Genomic DNA, 24,471 nt, shown 5'->3' with positions numbered 1-24,471 from the left:
CCTTCGGACCCCTGGACTGCATCATATGGCCGCAACCTCGCAATATCTGACGCTCGGGCTCGCCGGCGAGACGTTCGGCATCAGCATCCGCAACGTCCGCGAAATCCTGGACATGCGGCCAATCTCGCGGCTTCCGCATGCGCCGAACTTCCTGCTCGGCATGATCGACGTGCGCGGCAGTGGCTATCCCATCGTCGACCTCCGGACCAAGCTCGGCCTGCCCAGTGTCGGGGCCACTGAAGCCACCCGCATCATCATCCTCGACGTGCCGATGAAGGACCGCCTGGTCGGCGTCGGCTTCGTCGCCGACTGCGTGTTCGAGGTGACCGATATCGACGAGCAGGCGATCGAGCCGATCCCCGAGGTCGGCGGGACGTGGCAGTCCGACTACGCCGCCGGCATTGGCCGCAAGGGCGAAAAATTCGTCGTCATCTTCGACCTCGCCAAGCTGATGGCGAATGACAGGATCCCGGATGGGCGCGATGCCGGCGCCGATGCGCCTCGCGCCGCCTGAGTTTGCAAGAGTGAAGCGTGGTCAAGCGTAAGCACCTCAATTCGAACCAACGAGCCTAACAATGAGATTCACCGTCAAAGCCAAGCTTGCCAGCGCCTTCGGCATCGTCATCCTGCTCTCCATGATCGCCGGTGCGGTCGGCTACCTGAAGCTGGCCGACATGGTCGGCACCACCGAGGTTCTGGTCGCCCGCGCGGGCCGCATGGAGAAGGCTGCCGAGCTGAAGGAAGGCATTCTCTTCCTGGTGCGCGCCGAGAAGAACTCGATCCTCGCGGTGTCCGACGCAGAGCACGAGCAGTTCCGGCTCGACCTGATCAAGAACCGCGAAGCGGTCGCCAAGTCGAAGGACGAGATCTACGCCGCGGCCAGCGAAGGCGGAAAGAAGCTGATGGAGGCCTTCAACGTCGCGTTCGCCAAGCTGAACGCCTATCAGGACGAGACGGTCCAGCTTGCGAAGACCGACAAGCCGAAGGCGCTTGACCGGTCCATGCATGACGGCCGCAAGGTCGTTGCGGACACGCTGGAAGCGGCCGACGCCTATATCAAGAACGTCAAGAAGAACATGGCCGAGCAGGCCGAACAGGCCAAGCAGGACGGCGCCCGCGCCGAACTGATACTGATGAGCCTGGTCATCGCCTCGCTGCTGATTGCTGCCGTCGCCGCGACCTGGATTGCGATGAACATCAGCCGGGCGCTGGCGCAAGCCGTTGGACTTGCCGACGCGGTCGCGATCGGCGATCTCAGCCACAAGATCGAGTCCTCCAGTAACGACGAGATCGGCGACCTCATCAAGTCGCTGAACGCGATGACGGTGAACCTGAATGCGACGGCCGCGCTCGCCAACGAGATCGCGCAGGGCAACCTCATGGTCGAAGCGAAGCCCCTGTCGGACAAGGACACGCTCGGCCTCGCGCTCGAGCGCATGGTGGAGAAGCTCCGGCAGATCGTGTCGGAAGCCCTCACCGCGGCGCAGAACGTCTCCGCCGGCAGCCAGGAGCTCTCCGCCAGCGCCGAGCAGCTCTCGCAGGGTGCGACCGAGCAGGCCTCGTCCGCGGAGGAGGCCTCGTCCTCGATGGAGGAGATGGCCTCGAACGTGAAGCAGAACGCCGACAACGCCAACCAGACCGAGAAGATCGCCGCACAGTCCGCCAAGGACGCCGAGGCCAGCGGCGCAGCCGTCGGCCGCGCCGTGAATGCGATGCAGACCATTGCCGAGAAGATCACGATCGTTCAGGAGATCGCGCGCCAGACCGATCTGCTCGCGCTCAACGCGGCAGTCGAGGCCGCGCGCGCCGGCGAGCACGGCAAGGGCTTTGCGGTGGTCGCGTCCGAAGTGCGCAAGCTTGCCGAGCGCAGCCAGGCGGCCGCGGCCGAGATCGGCACGCTCTCGACCGACACGGTCAAGGTGGCGCAGGAGGCTGGCGCCATGCTCGCCAAGCTCGTTCCTGACATCAAGAAGACCGCGGAGCTGGTCGAGGAAATCACGGCGGCCTGCCGCGAGCAGGACGTCGGCTCGGCGCAGATCAATCAGGCGATCCAGCAGCTCGACAAGGTCGGCCAGCAGAATGCCAGCGCCTCCGAGCAGGTGTCCTCGACTTCGGAGGAGCTTGCCTCCCAGGCCGAGCAGCTGCAGTCCACCATCGCCTATTTCCGGATCGAGCAGGGCGGAAAGGGCCATGCCGCGCCGATCGACCGGGCGGTGACCCAGTTGCGCGCCAAGGCGGCGACCATGGCGGCGGCCGAGCGTCCGGCCAAGAAGCCGATGGCGAGGCCCGCGCGCGCCGTGAAGGCTGCCGGTGGCGGCGGCTTCGCCTTCGACATGAACGACGGCGAGGACGACCGCGACGCCGAATTCCAGCGCTGAGTTTCTTCGTGGGATCGGCCCCCAATGGGGGCCGATCTGTCGTCAGTCATTGCGTAGACGTGTAGGATTCGAGATGGCCCGTTCGGCCCGACATTCAGTGCAGGCGGCCATCCTGGACCGGGGCATGCGGCCATGATGCCCGCCGTGCAGGACACGGCCGTGCATCTGTCGGACCGCCACTTCCGGACCATCGCCGAATTGATCGAGGGCCAGGTCGGCATCAAGCTGCCGCAGGGCAAGCGGCTGATGCTGGAGGGACGGCTGCACAAGCGCGTGCGCGCGCTGAACTTCTCCGACCTCAACGAATATGTCGACAACCTGTTCGAGGCCGACCATTTCGACACCGAGCTCACCCATCTGATCGATGTGGTGACGACCAACAAGACCGACTTCTTCCGCGAGCCCCAGCACTTCACCTTCATGCGGGACGTCGCCGTTCCCGCTTTGCTCAAATCGCATGGCCGCAGGAACGCGAACCTGAAGATCTGGAGCTCGGCGAGCTCCACCGGCATGGAAGCCTACACGACCGCGATGGTGCTGGACGACATGACGCGGAACGGCTCGCGCTTCCAGTATCGCATCCTCGGGACCGACATATCGACCGCGGTGCTGCGCCTCGCCAAGACCGCGATCTACACCCGGGACGTGCTCGCGCCGGTGCCTGAGAACTTCGTGAAACGATATTTCCTCTCGTCGCGGGACAAGTCGCGCGGCGAGGTGCGGGTGGTGCCGGAGCTCAGGCGCATGACGCATTTCATGCGGATGAACCTCATGGATGCGTCCTATCCCGTCGATCGCGATGTCGACATCATCTTCTGCCGCAACGTCCTGATCTATTTCGAGCGCGAGACGCAGCGCAAGGTGATCGAGCAATTGTGCAACCATTTGCGGCCGGGCGGCTATCTGCTGGTCGGACATTCGGAATCGATGATTCACAGTGCAGTGCCGGGCTTGAAGCAAGTTCAGCCAACCATTTTCCAAGTCTAGCCGGAGCGCAACCACAATGCCGAGGGAGAAAGTTCGCGTTCTGATCGTGGACGATTCGGCGTCGGTGCGCCAAATCCTTCAGACGATCCTCTGTGAAGATCCCGATATCGAGGTGATGGCGACCGCCTCCGATCCCTTCGTCGCGGCCCGGCGCCTCGAGAAGGAGCTGCCCCATGTCATCATTCTCGATCTCGAAATGCCGCGCATGGACGGTATGACGTTCCTGCGCAAGATCATGGCGCAACGCCCGATCCCGGTGATCATCTGCTCCTCGCTCACCGAGGAAGGCTCCAACGTGATGTTCGAGGCGTTCGAGGCGGGCGCGGTCGACATCGTGCCGAAGCCGAAGATCGACACGCGCCAGGCGCTGCTCGAATGCTCGACGCGGCTGCGAGAGGCAGTGAAGTCGGCGGCTCGCGCGCGGGTCCGTCCGCGCTCGGAGCGCCGCGTGGTCGAGAAGAAGCTGACGGCCGACGCCATCATCCCGCCGCCGGTGCAGGGCAAGGTCCGGCCGACGACGGAACGCATCGTGTGCATCGGCGCGTCGACGGGCGGGACCGAAGCGCTCAACGACGTCCTCGAGATGCTGCCGCCGCATTGCCCTCCCATCGTGATCGTCCAGCACATGCCGGCGGGCTTTACCGCGGCCTTTGCCAGGCGTCTCGACAGCGTCTGCCAGATCCGGGTCAAGGAAGCCGAGGACGGCGAGCCGGTGCTGCCGGGTTGTGCCTATATCGCGCCGGGTGCCCGCCACATGCTGCTCCAGCGCATCGGCCTGCGCTACCAGATCGCGATCAAGGACGGCCCGCCGGTGTCGCGGCATCGCCCGTCCGTCGACGTGCTGTTCCGCTCCGCGGCCCAGCATGCCGGCGCCAATGCCCTCGGCGTCATCATGACCGGAATGGGCGACGACGGCGCGCGCGGCATGCTGGAGATGCGCAAGCTCGGCGCCTCGACACGGGCGCAGGACGAAGAGAGCTGCGTGGTGTTCGGCATGCCCAAGGAAGCCATCGCGCATGGCGGCGTCGAGAAGGTCGTGTCGCTGCACAATATCCCGCGCGAGATCATGGCCTGGTACCAGGCCGGACATGCCGTGATGGCAGGTTGACCGCAATGTCCGCCATTCCACCCCACACGCTCACGGAAGCGATCGCCGCGATCGAGGACGTCTCGTCGCGCATCGAGGACGTCTTCGCGCGGGTCGGTCACGAGCTCGGCCGCGGCCACATCATCTTCAAGGAGCTGAACCAGGGTCTCGCGACACTGTCCGGGGAACTCTCCGGCGCCGAGATCGAGGGTGCCGCGACGGCATTGCAGGAGATCGCCGCCCGGCTCAGCGAGCTGGCGCAGGCGCTGCCGGCCGAGAGCGCCCTGCTCGCGACGATCGGCGCGAGTACGGCAGAGGCGTCCTCGCTGTTGAAGCCGTTGTTCAAGCACATCCAGATGATCACCATCATCGCGCGGAGTGCGCGGATCGAGGCGGCTTCGCTCGATGGTGACCGCGAGGGCTTTCTCGCCTTCACGCAGGAAGCCTATGACCTCGGAAAGGCCGTGCAGCGCTCGCTCGAGGAGTGCGGAAAAGACCAGCAACGTCTGTCGGAAGCCGTCGCCACCGCCTCCACCCGGCAGAAGGAGTTCGAGAGCCGGTACCGGAATCAACTCGTATCGGAGAGCGCCGAGCTCGGCGCGGCCTATGGCGGGCTACGGGACCAGCGCAGCAAGAGCAGCCAACTCGCCGACCTCGCGGGCACCAGCACCAAAAAGATCGCCGAGGCGGTCGGCAGCGCGATCATCTCGCTGCAGGCCGGCGACAGCACGCGCCAACGCCTCGAGCACGTCTGTCACGGCCTCGGCCTTGCGTCCGGGTCATCGCCGAGCCTCGTTCCCGAACCGGTCGCCAGCGACGACGGCATGCGCGCGATCTGCCAGTTGCAGGCGGCCCTGCTCAGGGACGCCCAGCGCGAGTTCGGTGGCGATATCGGACAGATCGTCCGGGCGCTGACGGCCATCCTGCACGATGCCGGCAGCGTCGTCGGCCATGGCCGCACGCTGTACGGCGGTGAGGATGGCGGCTCGTCGTCGTTCCTGGCGCGCATCAAGCAGACGCTGGCGCATGCCTCGACATTGATCTCCACTTGCGAGGGCGCGGGCCGCTCCGTGGACGAGGCGCTCGCGATCGTCGAGGACACGCTGGCGAAGTTTCGCCAGGCGATATCGGGCCTTGCCGAGGCCACCGTCGACATCACCCTGATCGGAATGAATGCCGGCTTGAAGGCCAGCCATCTCGGCAGCCGCGGCAGCGCCTTCGTCGTGATCGCCAACGAGCTCAAGGCGACCGCGGACCAGGTCTCGGCGGGGGCGGCGCGGTTGCGACCCGTGCTCGACGGTATCGAACGTTCGGCCAGGGAGCTGAAGGAGCTGCGCGTGCAGGGCGATCCCACGCAGCTTGCCAAGCTCGAGCCGCAGATCCTCCAGGCGCTGCGCGAGGTCGAGGCGGGCAACGAACGGCTCGACAAGCTGATGAGCCGGCTCGTCGACGAGGGCGCCGAATTCGAAGGCCTGATGAATTCGGCACAAGGCCTGATGATCACGCTGGGCGAAGGCTCTGCGGCCCTGCCTGCTGTTGCGGCGCGCCTCGAGACCGCGAGCGCGGGCGTACAGCGGCCGCAGCCGCAAGCGCAGGACGAGGCCATGCTCGACGATCTCTTCACGCGCTACACGATGGAGCGCGAGCGGGACGTCCACCGCGAATTCCTGCAGACGCTCGGACTTGCATCGATCGCCGCCACGCGGCGCGTCGAGGCGGTCGAGGCCGCCGATGACGGCATAGAATTGTTTTGACGTCCGCGCCCGCGTCACCGCGCGCGCCTCTACCGCAATTCGATGGATCGGGTTTTCGGGACGTTAACCTTGCCGACAGCGCTGGTGGGTTGGCCATTGTCGCGCCCCAGAGTTGGTCGCAAATAGTCCGTCAACTTCGCGTCGAGAAATTTCGTATGTTGAAAGACGGCAAATACGCTGCCTGGTTCAGGACCGCGCGTGGCCAGGGCACTGGCGTGGTGGATCTCGCCGGGGGCCGGATTTCGGGCAGCGACAGCTTCTTCACCTATGGCGGCTCGTATCGTGTCGAGGAGAAGCACTTCTCGGCGGTCTTGACCGTGAACCGGCACTCCGATGGTCCGCCGAACGTGTTCGGGCCGGACCGGGTCGAGGTCGACCTCTCGGGCGTATGCAACGGCCTGCTGGCGACCTGCACGGGAACGGCCAGGGAAGCACCCGACGTGAAGTTCGAGGCGACGCTGATCTACAGCCAGGAGGATGCGCCGGCCTCCGACGGGCGCTGTGCGGTGGTCAGGCTCAACGCCGACAAATTGCCGAAGGGCCTCGACAGCCGGACCCGGCCGCGCCATCCGTTCACACCGACCAAGGCTCCTCCGCTGTCCTGAGGCGCCGGCGTCTTAGCTTTGCATTGACGCTGTTGTCGCGAAAACATCGCGGGACTGCACTGCAGCAACCCTGCTTTTAGAGGTGACCTCTAGGTTGAGGCCCATAACAAAAGGCGGACAGGGACATGCCTCAAATCTGGATGACATACGACGAGCTCGCGACACTCAACGGCTGCAGCGCTGCCGAAGCACGGCTGCAGGCGCTGCATCTGTCGCTCGATCGCCGCAAGAGCCGTGATGGGAACACGCGCGTCAAGCTGAGCCCGGCATTGATGGGCCGGTTCTTCGAGACCATTCGCGAAGCCGACGTCGCGCTCGACGATGCGATCGCAGCGCTGCGCGAGACCCATCGGCAGATGTCCGGCGTTCTCGCGACCGAGCACGAGAGCCTCAGGCGCGGCGTGGCGTAACTCCGCTGCGCCACCTGCACGACTAGGATGGCGGCCGCGGCAGGAAAGCCAGGATGGTTTGGGCCAGAAGGACGCCGACGGTGCCGCCGGCGGCCTTCTGCAGCACATCTGTGAGCCGCGGATCGCGATCCGGCGTTACCGCCTGCAGCACCTCGAGTCCAATCGCGACGGCCACCACGAACATGCAAGCCAGCTTGAACCGCCCGGGCAACAGGAAGGACAGAAGGAAGCCCAACAGGCCATAGGCGCTGAAGCGCTCGATGACGACGACCCAATAGGCCTCCGCGTGGCCCATGAGCACCGGCCTGCCTGCGAGCTTGGCGAGAGTGGCGTAGATGATGAGTGCGAGGCAGATTCCCGCGGCTGCGATGAGATGGTTGCGGCGCATGGCGCCAGCATAACGGCTCCGCCGGCCAGCCGCTTTCGAAAGCCAAGAACATCGTTAAAGTTCACGAACCTTCAGCGCATGGACCGGGGTTCACGGGCAAATCGCCGATCGGCGATGACGATCCATTGCGACGACGGTCTGGATCACATCACGCGTGCTGCCGCGATTTCACGCAGGCTGTTCTGAGTTGGCCGGAGCGGGCGTCGATCCGCCGGTTCTTCGGCCTGGTGACCCACAGCCGAACTGCCGCGAACAAGATGTTGATGCCGAACCAGATCGACATCACAACAAGGAAGGAGTTTGCCACGACGGCCTCCGCTTCCCGCATTTCTCATGGAAACAATGCAGGGCGCGGCCGAGAGTTCCGCCTTTGCGGAGCGGGCAGGCGATCGTCCCACCTTGACAGGAGTCACCGATGAGCAGGCTCAGGCGCAAAGCTATGCGCCCGAGCGTGACAAAGTCGTTCGCGGGACGTGACGTTCAGCGTCGATTGTAGGACCAGCCCTTGTCGACATTGGTCGGGTAGTGGGCCGCGAAGTACGGATTCTTGAGGCAGTTCCGCGCCGGATCATAGATCCAGTCCGCGCATTCCCGGTAGTTCAGGAATCTGCAATCGAAGCCAAAGGCGCACCACGGCGCACCGTTCGGAAATCCGAACCGCACGGGGACTTGCGCCGACGCCATGGAAGGCAGAGCCAGGAGCAGGGCGACGGCGAGTGCGCGGGACAACATGGTGCATTCCTCCAACAAACGATCGAGCGGATATCGCAGCCGGTCGCGCGATCATTCTCCGCCGAAAAAAGGACGACGCTCAATTGTCGTCGCTGGGCAGCTTAACATCCCGGCGCGGAGAGATCGAGTGTGCTGAAGGTATTTGGGCTTGCGTCGTTTGGCGGCCTTCCGTCGCTTGATGCGGGGAGGCGCGCACGTCCATGAGCTGTCGCGCGCGACCGGCGCGGCGGGCGTCAGTTCTTCTTGGTGCTCTTGGATTTCAGCGACAAGCCGAGACGCAAGGCCATGCGCTTGATCGCGTCGGGCGAGCGACCGAGAAGTTTCGCCGCCTCTTCCAGCGATGTCGAAGACTTGGCCAATTCCATCAGCCGGCGGTCTTCCTTGAACGACCAGGGCCTGCGCGCCATAACCGAATTCATCCTCTCGTCGACACAACGACAAAGCCGCCAAGCGGACCCACGTTCGCTCGACGGCTTTGCTTGGGTGGGGCCGGGCTTGGGGGAGCCCGGTGCGAAGATGGATATGCGATCCTTCGGCATTCGCAACAAACACCGCGGATTAAGCTAACCGCTCAACCTTACCAGGACGAAATCGGCGCGCGGCGCTCCGTAGTACCACGGGGTTTTCGCCCGCCGAGGTTGATCCGAGGCGGCAACGGAGCTCGAACCTCGGCGAGGATGCCGGGCGGGGATCGCGTTCGATATCGCCGCGATTCATGGCGTGAGGTCACGGCGGCGCCGATCCGCGACGAAGCCGATCGGGCCGCGAGCCCTTGTGCGAAGCCGGGGCCGTCGAAGCCGGCGCGCCAACCGCCGCATCTGTGAATGACGGACGACAAATCCGTGGACATCGCCTCGCCACGATCACTTGGGCGCGATTGCAGAATCGTTGTCGGGCCGGCGGCGCTTGCGGGGCGCGGAGTCGATTTGAATTGAATCATCGCGCCGGGCTGATCGCAACCGTGCCGAACCAGAATCGATCCAATCGCGGCGGCATGCCTCCCGCACTCAATCTCGACGAGCAGCATTGCGCGTCGCTCAGACGAGACGTCACGAGATCGTCGAATTCGTTCGGCTATGGTCGCGCCAACGACCGCGAACAAATCAAACAAATCAGAAGACCGAGATGCTTCAGAAAGCGCGAGCGGCACTTCCCCTCACGAAGATCAGAGAGTGGGCATTCGAAGGCGCATTTTTCAGCGTTGCGCTGATTGCGATGGCGGGATGGGTGTATTTCATCACGCTGTTGCTGGTGAGGTTGTTCCTCTGGTTCTTCAGCTGAGCGCGCGACGGATCGCTTCGCAAGCACGGTGCTGCCCAAAAAATCTCGGGCGTGGCAAGAAAATCAGCGCCGCTCATCATGATCTCGACACAACTCGAAGACGAGACTGGCGCATCACGTCGGCGAGGGGCGCTGCGTGCATTTCGATGGTTTGCAACCGGCGCGCCGGCTTGTATCGCGGCAGGGGAGTGGATGATGACGGGAACGCGGCTAGACGCCTTCACCGGTTCGACGGACACCGCGCCGCGGCGGTATTTCGTCGATGCGGGAGGCCGGCGCGTCCTGATTGGCCTGACGCCCGAGGAGACGTTCGAGTTCGAGCGGCTCGACAGCGGACAGGCGCCGGGCCGGGTGCAGCTGGCGTCCGGTGGCGGTGATATGTGGCCGGATGCCGGTGAGCGGCGCCGGCTCGAGCTCTATGAGAAGCACGAGGGCGCCTGGAAGGCCTGGATGGCGCAAAGCCGCACCGAACGGCGCGAAGGATTCAACCTTTATTAACCATCCCGGACCCATTTTCTGGTCTGGCGCCTCGAACCGGAAAATGCACGCATGTTTCAGCTCTTCTTGCGGGCCCGCACCCATAACTTCCTGAAGGACCGTTTCGGAGGAGAGCAGACCTTCCGGGCGCGCTCGCCCGAGCGAGACGCCGAAACCGACCGCACGCGGATCGAAGCCATCATGACCGCGATCGAGGATGCGCTCCACGCGGCGGAGCGGGAACAGTCGGGCTTGAACCGCCGGGTCGAGGACGTGCTGGCGCGTGCGGCGGTGACCATCGGCAACGGCGACGACGAATATCTCGAGCGCGAGGCGCTCGACAACCATCACCAGGATTTGTTCGACAAGGAAATCCTGAACGGCCAGCGCCGGCTCAAGGAGCTCGGCGCTTCGATCGCGCATTTCAAGTTCCTGAAGGCGGCGGTGCTGAGCCGCTTTCCGGAACACAAGCCTCCCGCAAGCTCCACCAATTAGAGTGCCGGGCGCAGGCTGCTAGATTGCGAGCATGCTGTTGCCCTGGATGGACAGCAGCGTCAGATTTCCGGTGGCATACGCGCCGGTGTCGATGTTGGCGCGATTCTCCAGCAGCTCGGCCTGCTTCACCGGCGTGTGACCGTGCACGACGTACTTGCCGAACCGCCGCTTGCTCTGCAGGAATTCGTCCCTGATCCACAACAGATCTGACTCGCGCTGTTCGGAGAGCGGAATGCCCGGGCGCACCCCCGCATGGACGAAGAAGAAGTCGCCGCATGTGAATGTCGGCCGCAGCTGGCGCAGGAATGCGATGTGCTCCGGCGGCATCGCGGAGGTGAGCTCGCGCACGAGATCTGACTGTTCGTCCTTGCTGAGGCCGGGCGCCGCGGACACGCCGTAGGACATCATGGTCTGGAGCCCGCCGAACTGAAACCATTCGGTGGTGCGCGAGGGGTCCTCCAGCACCGAGGTGAAATAGGCTTCGTGATTGCCCTTGAGAAACACCGTGTTGCGGCGGCGGCTGCGCTGGATCAGGAGGTCGAGGGTGTGGCGCGAATCCGGCCCGCGGTCGATGTAGTCGCCCAGGAAGACCTCGATGGCGCGATAGGGCCGGCTGTTCGCCATATCCGCGTCGATGACGGCAAACATCTGCTCGAGCAGATGCGCGCAGCCGTGGATGTCGCTCATCGCATAGATGCGCACGCCATTCGGTAGCTTCGGCCGGGGCGAATTTTTGGGCGCGGTCGTGGACATGGGGTGCAACTCTTTCAGAGAGCTTCGCCCGGGATGTCAATATCCTATCGACCAAAACCGGGCGCCACGAGCCGCTTTTTCCCTACCTTCCGCGCGTAAAGGTTGATTTCTGCGGGCTGATCGATATCCCGCCGCTTGGCGAGCCGTCGATCCCCAGCGTGTCCAGCCGACTAGCCGAAGCTCGGGCCGTCGAACGAGGGCGCGGCCTTGCCGCGATAGGCAGACGCCCGCGCGCGGACCACAGCCGCGCCGCAGAAATAGCCAAGCTGGAGCACCGCCGCAAAAACAAGAATCGTGACAACGATGTGTGCCGAATCATGTCCTTGCCAGGTCAAGCCCGCACCGAGGATCGCCGCACCGACGAGGATGACGGGCGGCAGGATGAAGACTCGGAATCGGCCTCCCAGCAACGATCCGATCAACAGGCTGAAAACGGCAACCGTACTCACGACACAACTCCCTGAATTGGTCACGAGTGTTAATGGCCGCGAGCTAATAACGGCTTAAGCGGCATGGTTGAACAGCTGTTCAAATGCGCGCGACATGTTGCGCTCAAATGACGCGATTTGACGGAAATCGTGGCGTGATGCCCGCATAATTGTCACATGCGTGACAGTAGTTTGTGCATTCACTTGCAACGACGCTGCGTTGCAGAAAAATCGGTTTGATTTTTTCGGTGCACTGCCGCAATGTCGCTTTGTTTAGTTAAGATATACTTGGCGCGCATCGAGAATTTTGGCGGATTGCTCGCATCCATTGCGAGAGAGCGTGACGAGGCAGCGAGGTTCGGATGGCTGTAGCAACTTACGGTTCGGAAAACTATTATTCGGGAATATCGAACCGACGCGGTGCCCTCCAGAGACCCCTCCAGGTGGCTTTGATCGCAGGTGACTTCGTCGCGGTGCTGCTCAGCTATTTCGCGGCGAGCGGCCTGTATCGCGTGCTCGTGGTCGAGCAGGATTCATCCGTCGGAGCCGGTCTCGTCGTCGCCGCGGTGTTCGTGATGATCTCCTACTTCCAGGGCGTCTACGATCACCATCGCCTGCTGAACACGATGTGGCAGCTGCGCAAGAGCCTGGCGGTCTGGCTGATCTCGCTGACCATTCTCGCCGTCGAGGCGTTCCTGCTCAAATCGTCTGCGGATCTGTCGCGCGGAACCACGCTGTTGTTCGCCGCGACCGGCGGCATTGCCTTGGGCGGACTGCGCGTGTTGTGGCGCCTGGGTCTCACCTCGAGCTATGCCAAGGGCCGTCTCGTCGACCGCAAGGTCGTGCTGCTCAGCCTCAAGCCCCTCGATTTCACCTCGACCCGATTCAAGGACCTGCGCAAGCACGGCTTCAATGTCGTGCGGCATTTCGTGCTCGAGCCGTCCGAGGAGGGCGCGGGCTGGGATCGCGAGATCCGCGACATCATTCGTCAGGCCCGGACGGCGGACGTGGAAGAATATCTCCTGGTCATCGACTGGGACGAGATGCCGCTTCTCCAGAAGCTGAGCCAGCACCTGCGCGTCGTTCCCCAGCCGATCCGCCTGCTGCCGGATTTTCCGATCGCCGATCTGGTCTCGCGTCCGTTCCAGCCCGTCAGCGGCACGGTCGCGATCGAGATCCAGCGTGCGCCGCTCAGCGTGTTCGAGCAGGCGCAGAAGCGCTGCCTCGACATCGGCATTGCTTCCTTCGCGCTTTTGTTGCTGGCGCCGCTGCTGGTGACGGCTGCGATCATGATCAAGCTCGATTCCAAGGGCACCGTGATCTTCAAACAGTTCCGGCGCGGCTTCAACGGCAAGCAGTTCGAGATCTGGAAGTTCCGCTCGATGACCGTGGCGGAGAACGGTCATGTCGTCACGCAGGCGACCAAGAGCGACGCGCGGGTCACCCGGGTCGGCCGCGTGCTGCGGCGGACCAGCATCGACGAGCTGCCGCAGCTCTGGAACGTTTTGCGCGGCGAGATGTCGCTGGTCGGGCCGCGCCCGCATGCGCTCGCGCATGACAATTACTACGACCAGCTCATCAGCAATTACGTCTACCGGCATCACATGAAGCCGGGCTTGACCGGTTGGGCCCAGGTCAACGGCTTCCGCGGCGAGACGCCGACCATCGATCTGATGGAAAAGCGGGTCGAGTACGATGTCTGGTACGTCAGCAACTGGAGCATCTGGCTCGACATCAGGATCATCCTGAAGACCGCACTGGCGCTGATCCACCAGGAAGCCTACTGAGCCGGGCCGCATTCGTCGCGCTGGATGTGCGCGACTGCCCGTATCACGCTTGAGGTTGCTGTTGACGCATGATCTTTCCGGAAAACCGCTTCGCACTCTGCGCTAACGCGGCCCTCCGGGTCCGGATCATGCTCTAGCGGCTCACACGAAAGCCGTCGCCGTCGGCCGGATAGCAGCGGTGACGAATCCGCAGACCCTTCTCCGCGACGAAATGCGAGAACAAGTCGCGATCGGCTTCGGGCGCCGTGCAAGTGCGGTCGAGCAGCGCGAGCCGCGCCTCCGTTCCTGCCGCCTGGTAGAGCGTGGCGGCGCTGGGAAACAGGCGGGCCTGGAAGATGTCGGCGAAGTCCTGGGCGGCGTAATCCCTGAGCGCGGGCGAGGCCGCGTGGAAGACGCGAAGCGCCAGCGGGGCGCGGATGAGCTGGAGCCAGGCCTCGTGCGGCGCGAAGCGATAGGACAGGTCGAGCAGCTCCGCCGTTCGCGGTCCAAAGCCAACCTGGCGAATTTCGGCCCAGTAGCTGCCGAACCAGCCCAGCCCTTCGGTCGGGGCGCACGCCAGCAGGGCCCGGCTCGTGGACGCGACGGCGTCAGCGTCGACGTCGATCTGCTTCAGGTCGCCTGAGCGCGTCGATTCGTCGGCGATCGCGAGCTGGAGCAGCAGCAGCTCGCGCAGCGTCTTGGCGCTGCACAGCCGGCGCGCGGCCGGCAGATTGTCCGCGACGATCCATCTCAGTCGATCGACATCATAGCGCTCGCCGCGCGCGACGCGGCCGGCGATCTGCGGAACCGCGGGGTTGGTCACATCGGGGACGACGGCAGCGATCCAGGCCAGCGTGACCGCAGCGAGTGCGACGGTCGAACCGCGCAGAAGCCAGCGAAACGCCTCGCCCCCCGCCTGCGCTGCCCGTTCGCTGGCGCTAGGCTCCCTCGACATAATAGCTGTTGTAGTGCGAGCCTTTGTACGCCTCGATCCGCTTCAGCATCTTCGGATTGGCGCGATTGAGCACGGCGCCCAGGAGCTTCTTCTGGATGCCCTCGGAGCTCGCCATCGACTCCTGCAGCGCGTTGCGGCTCGTGCGGCCCCACTCGATGACGTAGACCATGGCGTCGACGAGATGGCTGACGGCCTTGGCATCCGTCACCGGCATCACCGGCGCCAGATCGATGACGATGTACTCATACTCCTCGCGCACGACCGCGAGCAGGTCGGCCATCGCCTTGGAGGCAATCACGTCCGCCGAGTTGACCATGCGCGAGGCGACGACGGAGGGCAGGAAGTCGAGCCCGCTCTCCTTGCTGCGCTGGATGTGATAGCCGAACGAGCGCGGATCCTTGAGCGCCTCGACGAGGCCGGTCTTGGAATGCGGCGCCAGCGCCCGCGTCAGCGAGCGCGTATGGAGGTCGCCGTCGATCAGCAGCGTGCGGTGGCCGGTCAACGCGGTCAGATGACCGAAATTGGCGGCGACCGTGGTTTTTCCTTCCTTCGGCAGCGACGACAGGATGCCGATCACCTTGACCTCGCGCGAGAGCCGCGCGACGTCGATCGACACCTTGATGTTTCGTAGCGTCTCGGCAAATCGCGAGAACGGGTGCTCTACGACGTAACTGGATACATTCGCTTCCGGATGCTCCGCCGACGCTCTTGCCGGACGAATGTCGGGGAGGACACCGAGGCATTTCACCCCGAGCTGGTCCTCGACGTCGCTCGGAGAGCGCAGCACGTCGCTCATCAGCTCCTTGGTGAAGGCGGCACCGAAGCCGAAGCAGAGGCCACCGAGGAGGCCGCCGGCCAGCGCCAGCAGCGTCTTGGGCGAGCTCTTCTTGTCCGGCTTGACCGCCGTGCTGATGATGCGTGCTTCACTGATCGGGAAGCTCTGATTCTGCGTCGCGTTCTGGAGCTTTTCGAGGAAGTTGTTGTAGAGGTTGCGATAGGTGTCCGCCGCGCTCTCGAGGTCGCGCAGCTTGACCTGGGCCTGGCTGGTGCTGCTGGCCTGGGACACCAGATTCTTGAGATTTTCGTCCAGCGACGTCTCGCGGCTCTTGGCAATCTCGTATTCGCTGCGATAGGCGTCCGCGATACGGCGGACTTCGTCCGCGATCGCCTTGCGCAGCTCGTCCATGCGGTTGGCGAGGTTGATGGCTGCCTGGTGCGTCTTGCCGTAGCGGCTGGACCAGTCGGCATACTGGGCCGCGAGGTCGAGATATTGGGCGCGAAGTCGCGTGATGACGGTGTTGTTGAGGGCGTCCGTGACCGTCGGCTGGACCAGATCCTTGTCGAGCAGGGCCTCGATCCGGTCGAGGCGCGCCTTGGCTTCTGCCGTTGCCGCGCGCGCAGTGACGAGCTGCGAGTTGGCGTCGGCGAGCTGTTGTTCGCTCATCAGGCCGCGGCTGGTGCCGACGATGTTGTTCTCGGCTTTGAAGGTCTGCACGGCGCGGTCGCTGGCCGTCGCCTGCTCGCGCAGCTCGGCGCTGCGCTGCTGAAGCCATTCGCCGGCGCGCTTGGTCGACTGATACTTCGCCTCCAGGGCACCCACGATATAGGCGTCGGCGATCGCGTTGGCGATCTTCGCAGCCTTGTTCGGATCGATCGAGCGGTAATTCATGGAGAGAACATAGGTCGTCAGCACGCGCTCGACCTTGAGATTCTTCTGGAGCAGCTCGACCGCGCCCCGCTCGACCCGCTCTTTGCTGGGGGGGCCGTCCGATCCGAACAGCCCGATGACCTTGCCGATGACCAGCGGAATCAATCCGGGCTCCGAGCCGTTGAATTCGGCGTCTTCGGTAAGCTTCAGGCGCCGGACGATCGACAGCAGCAAGTCGTCGGACTGGAGAATTTCGACCTGGCTGTCGACGAAGCCCGGGTCGATCAGCGCGTTGGATGTTCCGCTGTCCTTGTCCAGCACCTGGGTTTGGCGCGTGTCCATCAGGATACGCGCATTCGCCGTGTACATCGGCGTTGCGACGACAAGGTAGAAGAGTACGAGTGCGAACGCGCCGGCCACGACGGCCGCGATCAGCGGCCACTGGCGACGCACGATATCCAGAGCGCGCTCGGCGCTGAGCGTCGTGCCACCGACCTCGATGGCATATCTCGGGCGGTGCGGAAACTGATCTCGAGGCTGAAACATTTCTGGAAATCTTGAGGTTGTCACTCGGGAAGGGGGACGGGTTTGAACGGATCGGCGAGTTCGGTCTTCCATTCACCCGACATCAGGCCGGCGCTCGAGCTTGCGCCCGTCGGCACTGCAGGTGGAGTGGGGCTGCCCGGCGCGGGCGCCGCCGCCGCATCCAGGTCCCCGAAATATCCCTTGAGCACGGCACCGTCGTGCAGCTTGGCGACGAACTCGCTGATCCTGCGTGCAACGTCGGGCTTGGTGGACACGCAACGGTCTTCAGCACGATGGAGTCCGGCGCCGATGGCAATGCGATCGGCCTGGCTGGCCTCGCGCAGCATCTCACGGACCGAATCGAGTGCAGCGATATCGGTCACCAGCACCCCGGTCAGCCGGCCCGTCAGCTTGTCCCTGTCGTTCTTCGACGATCGAAGAATCACCGTCGGGTCCGCGATGAAGGCGCTGACTGCGGCCGGAGGTGCGCGCTCGGTGCGGTCGACGCATTGAGCGCGCGCCGGCGCTGCGAAGGTTGCGCACAGCGCGACGACGACAGCCGCAGCGATCCGTGAGGCCGCAGCATGGCCACGCAACAAGCTATCGAGTTTGAGGAGGATCGCGCTCATATCTCGTTGCGAAGGATTGATGGTGTGTGGGGATTTAGGCCGTAGGTCCTTGATGGCCCAAAACTATGTCAAATTCTTGTGCGGCGCAAAATATAAACCAGCGCGGACCGAATTGCCATCCTTGCCTGGCCTCGCACCGCGATTCAACATGAACGAAACTCGTGCTGCAATCAGGCGCAGATTCAGCGAATGTTTGCACATGTTCGCATGCGTGAAGCACGTTTCTTAGGCAAACGCCACTACCCAAGACAAAGGCGCGAGGGACGGTCCATCGACCATCTCCTCGCGCCTGTCGGAACTAGTGACTTGAGAGGCGGTGCGGTTATTGGGCGGTGCGCAGCATCGCGAGACGGGTGGCGCGAAGGCGCTCGCCATGCTCGCCGATCGCGACCCAGAACCGCGGATTGCCGGCGGACTGCATCGAGATCCACTCGTATTCCGCTGCATTCCAGGGGCGCACCGAAGCGGACAGATTGTCCAGGACGAAGTCGCCATCGGCGAGCCGCGCAACCAGCACGAGATGGCCCTGGCCGCCATTGGTCAGCACAACTGCAAGTCGCAGCGCCGATGTCGGCCAGCCCATCTCGATCAGCTGATGACGCTTGGTGACTGCGTAGTCGTTGCAGTCGCCGGCGGACGGCGCAATCGTCCAGCGTGCCTGCATCGGATTGGTCGATTTCTGCATCGGCGTGATCGACGCATTGACCGAGCTGTTCACCTCGCGCAGCATGCTCATGGCCTGCTCGCCCGAGGGCAGGGTCCGCTCTGCGGTGTCGGAAGCGCATTCGCTGCCGTTGTTCATGCAGAACTTGACGAACTGCAGCGGCGCGAGCGCATTGTCGTACTCGCGGATGAACGTACCCTTCGCCTGATTGAGCGAACCGTCGTTCACGATTTCGGCCTTGGCGGCAGCACCGGTCGACGCGATCCCGATCGCGACCAGCGATTTGATGATCCAGCTCATGACATCCCCGTTTCGTCTTTTTTGTTGACGCTACGGGTATCTCACAAACGATTTGAACTTTGGTTCCGCGGAAATTTACAATTCTAACGAAATCGGCCGGTCGCTGGACCGGCCGGAGAGGGGTGGTTAATGCGCTGCCAACGCAGCGATTCCCGTCGTCAGCGCGACGGGCTTACCGAGGTCAGCACCGAAGTCGTCGTGGCCGCAAACAGTGTCTGCGTCTGCGACGCCGCGCTGGGGCCGGCTTGATTCAGGGCCGTGGGCGTGGTCGAGCTGGCCGCGCCAGCGCGGGCTTCGGCGGCGGTCGAGCCCGGTCCGCCACCGGCCGTCGTCTCGCCGGTCGGATCGGCGCCGTTCGTCGCTTCGGTCGGGATATCGCCGGTGATGCTGGTGAATGAGGTGATGAGGTCGGGATTCTCGGTCCTGAGGACCGCTTCCTGGATCAACTGTGCAACTTGAGGCTGCGACAGGACACAGGTTGAGGCGGCCGTGCCGAGACCGGCACCGATGGCGCGGCTTTGATCCGCGCTGCTGGCTTTCGCCAGCGAGACAATGCCCTCGACGGTCTCGGGGCGAGCGGTGAGGAGGTCGCGGACAGCCGAGGCAAGACCGCCTTGTCCGTCCTTGAACTGGTCGAGAAGGCCGCTCGGATTGGCGAGAAAATCGGTCGCACGTTCCGCCGAAACGATCCCGGTGTTGGCGACACAGCCCGCGCTGACACCCGTTGCGCCGAATGCCGCCGGCGATCCGGCGACCATCGCCAGTGCTCCGACGATCAAGCCGAAGCGGCTACCAAAATTCCAAATCATAACCCTGCCCATTTCCAATAGTTTTAGCTTAACTCGATTTGCACCAATTTGCCACGTTCTTTTCGAAATTGTGATGATCGCGATTGCGCGAGGCCGCATCCGACAATGGCCGCGAAAAACACGCCGTAGCCGGGGATTTGGAGCGAGAAATCGATGCAGCTATGTGCAACTCCCAACACGGCGACGCTTGCGCCGATCACGGGTATGTAGCGATCGCGCTTTCGGCGCAAGCTGCCGGTGAACAAATGGTAAAAGCACCAGAGGCAGACGAACGCGATCACGGCGAAGGCGGGAATGCCTAATTCGACGGCAATTTCCAGCGGTGTGCTGTGAGCGCGATCCCAGATGCCGAGACTACCGAGTGCTGCGGGTCGAATGGCGGGAAAAACCGCCTCGAAATTGCCCAGCCCGATGCCAAGCAGCGGGTGATCGGCGATGATTCCCGCTGATGCCTGATAGGCGGCAAGCCGATGAGGATCGATCAGCCCGTATTCGATGATTCGATCGGCCACGAGGCCGCCGATGAGTTGCAACAGCACCAGCCCCGCCGCCGCCGAACCGCCGAGGACCAACCATTTCCTCGATCGGCCGAGTTCGAGCGGCATGAGATAAAGGACGATCGCCAGCACGAACGCGCCCACCGACAGCAGCAGCCCTGCGCGCGATCCGGTCATGGCGAGAGCGATCGTGCAGATTGCGAAGCCTGCGCCGAGCGCCACCGGCGTGGAAAGAGCCTGCTCCAGCCGCGATCGCCAATTCGGTTGTGCTGGCGCCCCGCCTTCCTGGCGATGCATGGTGCGCAGGAGCGGCACCAGAAACAGCAGTGCGCAGGTGCCCCAGAACGTCGCTGCCGTATTTCGGTTGACGAACGTTCCGGTGGCGAAGCCCAGATAGGCTTCCTTCTGCCTGAACAGGACGATGTCAGGTGCGATCAGCTCGGCGAGAATTCCGTAGAGTGCATACAGGCAGCCCGCCCATGCCATTATTCGTACCAGCGAGCGCGCAGCTCCCGCATCGCTTGCAAGAATGACGGCGCGGGTGAAGGCGAGCGCCAGCAGCAGGACCGAACCAAATGCCAGCCACGGGCCGCGCGCGGTCGCGGAGAGGCGGTCCGGCAATGCGAGGCCGAATAGCCGTCGCGGCAGTTCCCAGATGGCTGCGGATTGTGCAGTGGGGTCGCTCCACATTTGTAACGCAATCATGACGCCCACCGTTGCGACGGCGACTGCCACAGGAATCAGCAGCATGGCGTTGCGACGACTCACGACTGAGAGATCAGCCGTCAGCAGGCTGCAAACGAGCAGCAAATTCCAGACACAAATCCACGCGAGGTCGAGGGATCCGAGCGGAAGTGGCGCCAGCACGAACACGGCTGCGGCGAAAAATCGCGATATCGCGCCCAAAGGCCCCTCTGTCGTTCAGCTCAGCGACGACGGAGCTATCAGAACTTCGCGCGAGATCAAGTTAATGCGCATCCCGTCACGATTTCAGCACGATCGGCGCGTTTACCATCGATGGATGCAACGGCCGAACATCAAGCGACGATGAGCGCTAAGCATCTCGATAAATCTCGGTTCAATTTGAGTGTTGCCAGTTGAACCGCAGGTCGAAGGAAGGCATTATGTTGCGACGCAGCATTTTGCTCTAGCTCATTGTCAGGTGCTCTGCCTTGCCGGTTCATAAGCCGAAAGCCCACTACGTGCCGCTCGACAGCGTTCGAGGTATCGCGGCCTTGTGCGTCGTCGTTCACCATTTTGTCGGCTCGGAGTTGCTCAAGACGACCCTGCCGCATCGGGCGTGGATCGACGTCGCGTTCTTTCACAATTCGTGGCTCTGCGTCGACCTGTTCTTCGTGCTCAGCGGCATCGTCATTTCGATGAGCTACATGAAGTCGGAATTCGGCGGGTTCGACTTCCGTGACTTCGTCTCGCGGCGCATTGCGCGAATCTATCCGCTTCACCTCGCGACGTTGCTCGCCTTCCTGTCGTTTCGATTGATGAAGATGGGCCTGGTGGCGGTCGGCGTCCTGCACTTCGCGGCACCCGAGATGGTGGTCAACAACTACGTCTCCTTCGTGGTGAACCTGCTGCTGCTGCAGGCGTCCGGCATCATTGGCTATCTGAGCTGGAATGGGCCGAGCTGGAGCATCAGTTCCGAGTTCTACACCTACCTCGTATTCGCAGCCGTGATGCTCGCGGCGCAGGCCGCGAGGAATGTCCGCATGGTCTACGCCCTCTCGATCCTGCTGGTCGTGGGCAGCCTCGGAATCATCCTGTTCGTGCTGCGGATGGAAAGCCTGGATTTTCATTATCAGTTCGGCATCGTTCGCTGCATTCTCAGCTTCTTCCTCGGGGTGCTGACGGTTCGTGCGGCGGCGATGGTGCGGCCGGGCGTGAGCCCTGTGCTTCAGTCGGCCGTGCAGATCGGCGCGGCGGTCACGGCGATCGTGATCATCTCCGTGGTCGGGTGGCTGCCGGCCATCAGCTTCGTCGCGCCGGTTGTCTTTGCGATCCTGCTCGGGTCGCTGATGGTGTTCCCCAATCGTCCCCTGCCCGAACTGCTGACGGCGAAGCCGCTGGTGTGGCTGGGCAAGCGATCCTATTCGATCTACATGGTCCACGCGCTGGTGCTCGTCCTGCTCGAATATTTTGCGCGCGGCGTTGGAACGGCCCGTTTCCAGTCGTTGGATGGTCTGCTGCCCGGCCTGCCTGCCTCGGTGCTGCTCGTCGCTTTCGTTGGCGCGGTGCTCGCGCTTTCGAACCTGACCTACGCCACCATCGAAATGCCGGGGTCGCGGCTGGTTCTCGGGCTGCTGAGGCCCCGTCCAGCCAATTCGCTCGCCGCAGCCGAGTGAATCGATGGCCGCTTATCCATCATCTTCAACGCTTGTTGCTCCGGGCTTCCGCTTCGCGGAACCGCCTATCGACGATGGCGTGCAGGCGAGCGGTTCGACCTTCAATCTTGAGGCGATCGCGCTGGTTCTCTACTTCTATCGCGACGCGCTCGCCGGCGCATTGCGATATTACCTGGCGGTCGCCAAGATCGATCCCATCTGGTTCCTGCCTGACATCTTCGCGATGGTTTGCATCCTCGCGTTCATCCAGCGCTACATCCTGGTGGGGAGAAGCCTGGTTGCGATCCTCACGCTGTTCTATATCGCGTTCGCACTTTATCTTGGATACGTTTTCCTCGGCTACTTCACCGGCATGATATCGTCGTTCAAGATGATCGCGCCGGTGTTCGTGGGGTTCTGCTTCTGCGGCCGCGATTTCGGCCAGTACCGGCGATTGCTGGCCTGGATTCATCCCCTCTTTTATCTGACGATTTTCGGCATCTTCCTGTCCTCCCGTATTCAGCTGCCGTGGGTCGGTTTTGCCTACGAGACGTTCGGGGGGACGCGACAGGCGAGCCGGCTCTGGTGGGCGGCGTCGGAGACGCGGCTGGCTGGCCTTGCGGCCGACAGCACCATGGCCGCCTTCTTCGTGTTCATCACCTACGTGGTGACGTCCGTGCGCCGCAGCCTGCTGTGGTGCCTGCTTTGGGCGCCGGTCGGCCTCTATGCGATCAAGCTGACGACCAGCAAGACCTCGCTGGGCGTGATGGTGATCTACGTCGTTTGTCTGGTCATTGTCCGGCTTCTGCCCGAGCGCGAGAAGTTTCCCATGCTGCGCCGAATGGCGCTGCTGTCGTTCCTGTCGATCCTGGTACCCGCGCTGCTGATGGCCCTGTTCTCCGGGAGCTCGCTCGTCAGCATATCGCGCAGCTTGTACAGCCTGCAGGACCGCGTCAACAACAGCTGGCAACTGCCGTTCGTCTACATGGCCGATCTCATGCCGGTGGGTTTCTTCTTCGGCTGCGGCCTCGGATGCTTCAACTATCCGCAGCTGCTGTTCTCGAACAAGCTCAGCTATTACGTGCCGGTGGATAATTTCTACCTCGGCACGTATCTGATGTTCGGGCCGATCTTCGTGGTGTTCGTGATCCTGGTCATCCTCGCGGTCGCGAGGACCAGGGACATCTACAAGCTCTCTTTCGCGATCGCGATGAATCTCTTCACCATCACGGTTCTGGCCTATGGTCCGGCAAGCGGCTTGATCATGCTGAGTGTGGTATTCAGCGAGGTCTTCGCGCGGGAAAAGGGGAGGGCTGACAGGATCGCCTCGAGTGCGGCGCCGCTGGCGCCTGACGTCGATGACCTGGTTTCGCGGCCGGCGTGAGGGCCATGTTGCCCCATGCAATGAGCTGCGTCGTGCGGCACGGGCTCCGGTCCGTAACTTTCCTTTATCTTGGGATCGGATCGCAGCAGTGAGCGGAGACAGCAAGAATTTCGTGGAGGCGATCCAGGGGCTGCGCGGCATCGCGGCGCTCAGCGTTCTGATCGTGCATCTGCAGGACATGCCGCTTCTGGCGGGCTTCCTGCCTCCGATCTGGCCGTGGCTCGAAGCCACGGTCAATATGGGCGGGCACGGCGTCGAGCTGTTCTTCATGATCAGCGGCTTTCTGATCCCGGCGAGCCTCATGCGTCACCGCAGTGTCGGAAAGTTTTTTCTCGATCGCGCTTTGCGAATCCTGCCCGTGTTCGTGATCCTGCATCTGATCCTGTTCACGGCGGGGCCCCTGGTCGGCTACAAGTTCTTCAAGGGCATCGATCTGCCGACATATCTCAAGCTGTTCTTCGTCAATCTCGCGTTCCTGCCGGACGCGCTGGGATTGCCGATCGGCCAGCAGAACGCCTGGACACTGAGCTATGAATGGGCGTTCTACATCCTGTTCGCGCTGGCCTTCATGATGGTGGTGCAGCGGAGGAACTGGCTGCTGGCGGCGCCGTTCATCCTGCTCGGTGTTGCAGGCATCGCGTTCCGGCCGATCGCCGCCTTCTTCCTGGTCGGATTGCTGTTCAGTCTCATCGACCTGCGGATCCGGATCGGCGGCTGGCTCGGGTTGCTGGCCGGCATCGTCTGCGGCGCCGCCATGTATGTGTCGATCGAATATGTGCATCCGCTGGTCGGGCTGCTGCCGGGAGCGCTGCTGTTTGGAATGGTCCTTGCTCCGGACTCCGGTGTTGCCGTCGCGCTGAGCGGCAAGTTCCTGCAGTTCCTCGGAAAGATCAGTTACAGCCTCTATTTGGTCCATCCTTTTGCGCTATTTCCGTTGCAGGTCATCGGCGTGAAGCTGGCGGCGCATGGCGTCAATCTGTGGCTGATCTGGGCCGCCTTTGCGGGCCTCGGTCTGGTTGCTTCGCTGATCGCGGGTGCGGTCAGCTACGAGCTGATCGAGGTGAGACTCCGCCGCTTGCTCGATCCGGCGCTGCGGGGCCTGTTTTTCGGAGTGCGTCGTGAAGCCCGTTATGTCGCCTGAGCGCGTCCCCATGCCATCGTTTCAGCCGGATCACGTACGGGT

Annotated in this window: 26 protein-coding genes; 14 read left to right on the top strand and 12 right to left on the bottom strand. The window is 63.3% G+C overall.

Annotation, left to right across the window (positions count from 1 at the left end):
* The first annotated feature begins 25 nt into the window (after nt 1–25).
* The 7 genes from JQ603_RS34015 (at nt 26) to JQ603_RS33985 (ending at nt 7,221) form a co-directional block, all read left to right on the top strand.
* Nucleotides 26–514, top strand: coding sequence for a chemotaxis protein CheW (locus JQ603_RS34015; protein ID WP_212346756.1), 489 nt, complete (start codon nt 26–28; stop codon nt 512–514).
* 61 nt (nt 515–575) lie between these two features.
* Complete coding sequence (locus JQ603_RS34010) at nt 576–2,378, top strand: methyl-accepting chemotaxis protein (RefSeq protein ID WP_212346754.1); 1,803 nt, start codon at nt 576–578, stop codon at nt 2,376–2,378.
* A gap of 132 nt (nt 2,379–2,510) precedes the next feature.
* Nucleotides 2,511–3,365 (top strand): CheR family methyltransferase, encoded by an 855-nt coding sequence (locus tag JQ603_RS34005; RefSeq protein WP_212346750.1) that lies wholly within the window; start codon nt 2,511–2,513, stop codon nt 3,363–3,365.
* Nucleotides 3,366–3,381: 16 nt separating this feature from the next.
* Nucleotides 3,382–4,473: a protein-glutamate methylesterase/protein-glutamine glutaminase gene (locus tag JQ603_RS34000; RefSeq protein WP_212346747.1), complete on the top strand. Its 1,092-nt coding sequence runs from the start codon at nt 3,382–3,384 to the stop codon at nt 4,471–4,473.
* A gap of 5 nt (nt 4,474–4,478) precedes the next feature.
* Nucleotides 4,479–6,206 carry a chemotaxis protein gene (locus JQ603_RS33995; protein WP_212346744.1) on the top strand — a complete coding sequence of 576 codons (1,728 nt, stop codon included), beginning with the start codon at nt 4,479–4,481 and terminating at the stop codon, nt 6,204–6,206.
* Nucleotides 6,207–6,361: 155 nt separating this feature from the next.
* Nucleotides 6,362–6,811 carry a hypothetical protein gene (locus tag JQ603_RS33990; protein WP_212346741.1) on the top strand — a complete coding sequence of 150 codons (450 nt, stop codon included), beginning with the start codon at nt 6,362–6,364 and terminating at the stop codon, nt 6,809–6,811.
* Between the two features lie 125 nt (nt 6,812–6,936).
* Nucleotides 6,937–7,221, top strand: coding sequence for a hypothetical protein (locus JQ603_RS33985; protein ID WP_212346738.1), 285 nt, complete (start codon nt 6,937–6,939; stop codon nt 7,219–7,221).
* 22 nt (nt 7,222–7,243) lie between these two features.
* On the opposite strand, the gene JQ603_RS33980 is transcribed toward JQ603_RS33985, so the two are convergent.
* The 4 genes from JQ603_RS33980 to JQ603_RS33965 form a co-directional block, all read right to left on the bottom strand.
* Nucleotides 7,244–7,609: a VanZ family protein gene (locus JQ603_RS33980; protein WP_212346734.1), complete on the bottom strand. Its 366-nt coding sequence runs from the start codon at nt 7,607–7,609 to the stop codon at nt 7,244–7,246.
* A gap of 148 nt (nt 7,610–7,757) precedes the next feature.
* Nucleotides 7,758–7,916, bottom strand: coding sequence for a hypothetical protein (locus JQ603_RS33975; protein WP_212346732.1), 159 nt, complete (start codon nt 7,914–7,916; stop codon nt 7,758–7,760).
* A 173-nt stretch (nt 7,917–8,089) separates the two neighbouring features.
* On the bottom strand, nt 8,090–8,341 hold the full coding sequence (locus JQ603_RS33970) for a hypothetical protein (protein WP_212346729.1): 252 nt from the start codon (nt 8,339–8,341) through the stop codon (nt 8,090–8,092).
* A gap of 233 nt (nt 8,342–8,574) precedes the next feature.
* Nucleotides 8,575–8,748 (bottom strand): hypothetical protein, encoded by a 174-nt coding sequence (locus JQ603_RS33965; RefSeq protein WP_183246004.1) that lies wholly within the window; start codon nt 8,746–8,748, stop codon nt 8,575–8,577.
* Between the two features lie 718 nt (nt 8,749–9,466).
* On the opposite strand from JQ603_RS33965, the gene JQ603_RS33960 reads away from it, so the two are divergent.
* From JQ603_RS33960 to JQ603_RS33950, 3 genes are all read left to right on the top strand, one after another.
* Entirely contained in the window at nt 9,467–9,622 is a 156-nt protein-coding gene (locus JQ603_RS33960) for a hypothetical protein (RefSeq protein ID WP_212346726.1), read from the top strand.
* Nucleotides 9,623–9,814: 192 nt separating this feature from the next.
* A complete protein-coding gene (locus tag JQ603_RS33955) occupies nt 9,815–10,120 on the top strand; it encodes a hypothetical protein (RefSeq protein WP_433996667.1) in 306 nt (101 codons plus the stop codon).
* 51 nt (nt 10,121–10,171) lie between these two features.
* On the top strand, nt 10,172–10,594 hold the full coding sequence (locus JQ603_RS33950; protein WP_212346723.1) for a hypothetical protein: 423 nt from the start codon (nt 10,172–10,174) through the stop codon (nt 10,592–10,594).
* An 18-nt stretch (nt 10,595–10,612) separates the two neighbouring features.
* Here the strand turns inward: JQ603_RS33950 and JQ603_RS33945 are convergent, their stop codons facing one another.
* On the bottom strand, nt 10,613–11,347 hold the full coding sequence (locus tag JQ603_RS33945) for a metallophosphoesterase family protein (protein ID WP_212346719.1): 735 nt from the start codon (nt 11,345–11,347) through the stop codon (nt 10,613–10,615).
* Nucleotides 11,348–11,517: 170 nt separating this feature from the next.
* Complete coding sequence (locus JQ603_RS33940) at nt 11,518–11,796, bottom strand: hypothetical protein (RefSeq protein ID WP_271582734.1); 279 nt, start codon at nt 11,794–11,796, stop codon at nt 11,518–11,520.
* Between the two features lie 341 nt (nt 11,797–12,137).
* On the opposite strand from JQ603_RS33940, the gene JQ603_RS33935 reads away from it, so the two are divergent.
* On the top strand, nt 12,138–13,562 hold the full coding sequence (locus JQ603_RS33935) for an undecaprenyl-phosphate glucose phosphotransferase (RefSeq protein WP_245004034.1): 1,425 nt from the start codon (nt 12,138–12,140) through the stop codon (nt 13,560–13,562).
* A gap of 133 nt (nt 13,563–13,695) precedes the next feature.
* On the opposite strand, the gene JQ603_RS33930 is transcribed toward JQ603_RS33935, so the two are convergent.
* From JQ603_RS33930 to JQ603_RS33905, 6 genes are all read right to left on the bottom strand, one after another.
* Nucleotides 13,696–14,496, bottom strand: coding sequence for a hypothetical protein (locus JQ603_RS33930; RefSeq protein ID WP_212346715.1), 801 nt, complete (start codon nt 14,494–14,496; stop codon nt 13,696–13,698).
* Nucleotides 14,480–16,690, bottom strand: a complete 2,211-nt coding sequence (locus JQ603_RS33925; protein WP_212346713.1) for a GNVR domain-containing protein — start codon at nt 16,688–16,690, stop codon at nt 14,480–14,482. Before JQ603_RS33925 ends, JQ603_RS33930 begins: the two co-directional genes overlap by 17 nt.
* A gap of 20 nt (nt 16,691–16,710) precedes the next feature.
* Nucleotides 16,711–17,298: a hypothetical protein gene (locus JQ603_RS33920; RefSeq protein WP_212346711.1), complete on the bottom strand. Its 588-nt coding sequence runs from the start codon at nt 17,296–17,298 to the stop codon at nt 16,711–16,713.
* Nucleotides 17,299–17,620: 322 nt separating this feature from the next.
* Entirely contained in the window at nt 17,621–18,262 is a 642-nt protein-coding gene (locus JQ603_RS33915; RefSeq protein ID WP_212346709.1) for a transglutaminase-like cysteine peptidase, read from the bottom strand.
* A 158-nt stretch (nt 18,263–18,420) separates the two neighbouring features.
* Entirely contained in the window at nt 18,421–19,020 is a 600-nt protein-coding gene (locus tag JQ603_RS33910) for a hypothetical protein (protein WP_245004033.1), read from the bottom strand.
* 74 nt (nt 19,021–19,094) lie between these two features.
* Nucleotides 19,095–20,474, bottom strand: coding sequence for an O-antigen ligase family protein (locus JQ603_RS33905; protein ID WP_212346707.1), 1,380 nt, complete (start codon nt 20,472–20,474; stop codon nt 19,095–19,097).
* 266 nt (nt 20,475–20,740) lie between these two features.
* On the opposite strand from JQ603_RS33905, the gene JQ603_RS33900 reads away from it, so the two are divergent.
* The 3 genes from JQ603_RS33900 (at nt 20,741) to JQ603_RS33890 (ending at nt 24,429) form a co-directional block, all read left to right on the top strand.
* A complete protein-coding gene (locus JQ603_RS33900) occupies nt 20,741–21,925 on the top strand; it encodes an acyltransferase family protein (RefSeq protein ID WP_212346704.1) in 1,185 nt (394 codons plus the stop codon).
* Between the two features lie 4 nt (nt 21,926–21,929).
* On the top strand, nt 21,930–23,288 hold the full coding sequence (locus JQ603_RS33895; RefSeq protein ID WP_212346701.1) for a hypothetical protein: 1,359 nt from the start codon (nt 21,930–21,932) through the stop codon (nt 23,286–23,288).
* A gap of 88 nt (nt 23,289–23,376) precedes the next feature.
* Nucleotides 23,377–24,429, top strand: coding sequence for an acyltransferase family protein (locus JQ603_RS33890; RefSeq protein WP_212346698.1), 1,053 nt, complete (start codon nt 23,377–23,379; stop codon nt 24,427–24,429).
* Nucleotides 24,430–24,471 lie beyond the last annotated feature (42 nt).

The organism is Bradyrhizobium liaoningense (assembly GCF_018130825.1).
Taxonomy (GTDB): domain Bacteria; phylum Pseudomonadota; class Alphaproteobacteria; order Rhizobiales; family Xanthobacteraceae; genus Bradyrhizobium; species Bradyrhizobium liaoningense_B.
Note: the sequence above shows the minus strand (reverse complement) of the source record. Positions and strands in the feature narration are given on the sequence as shown.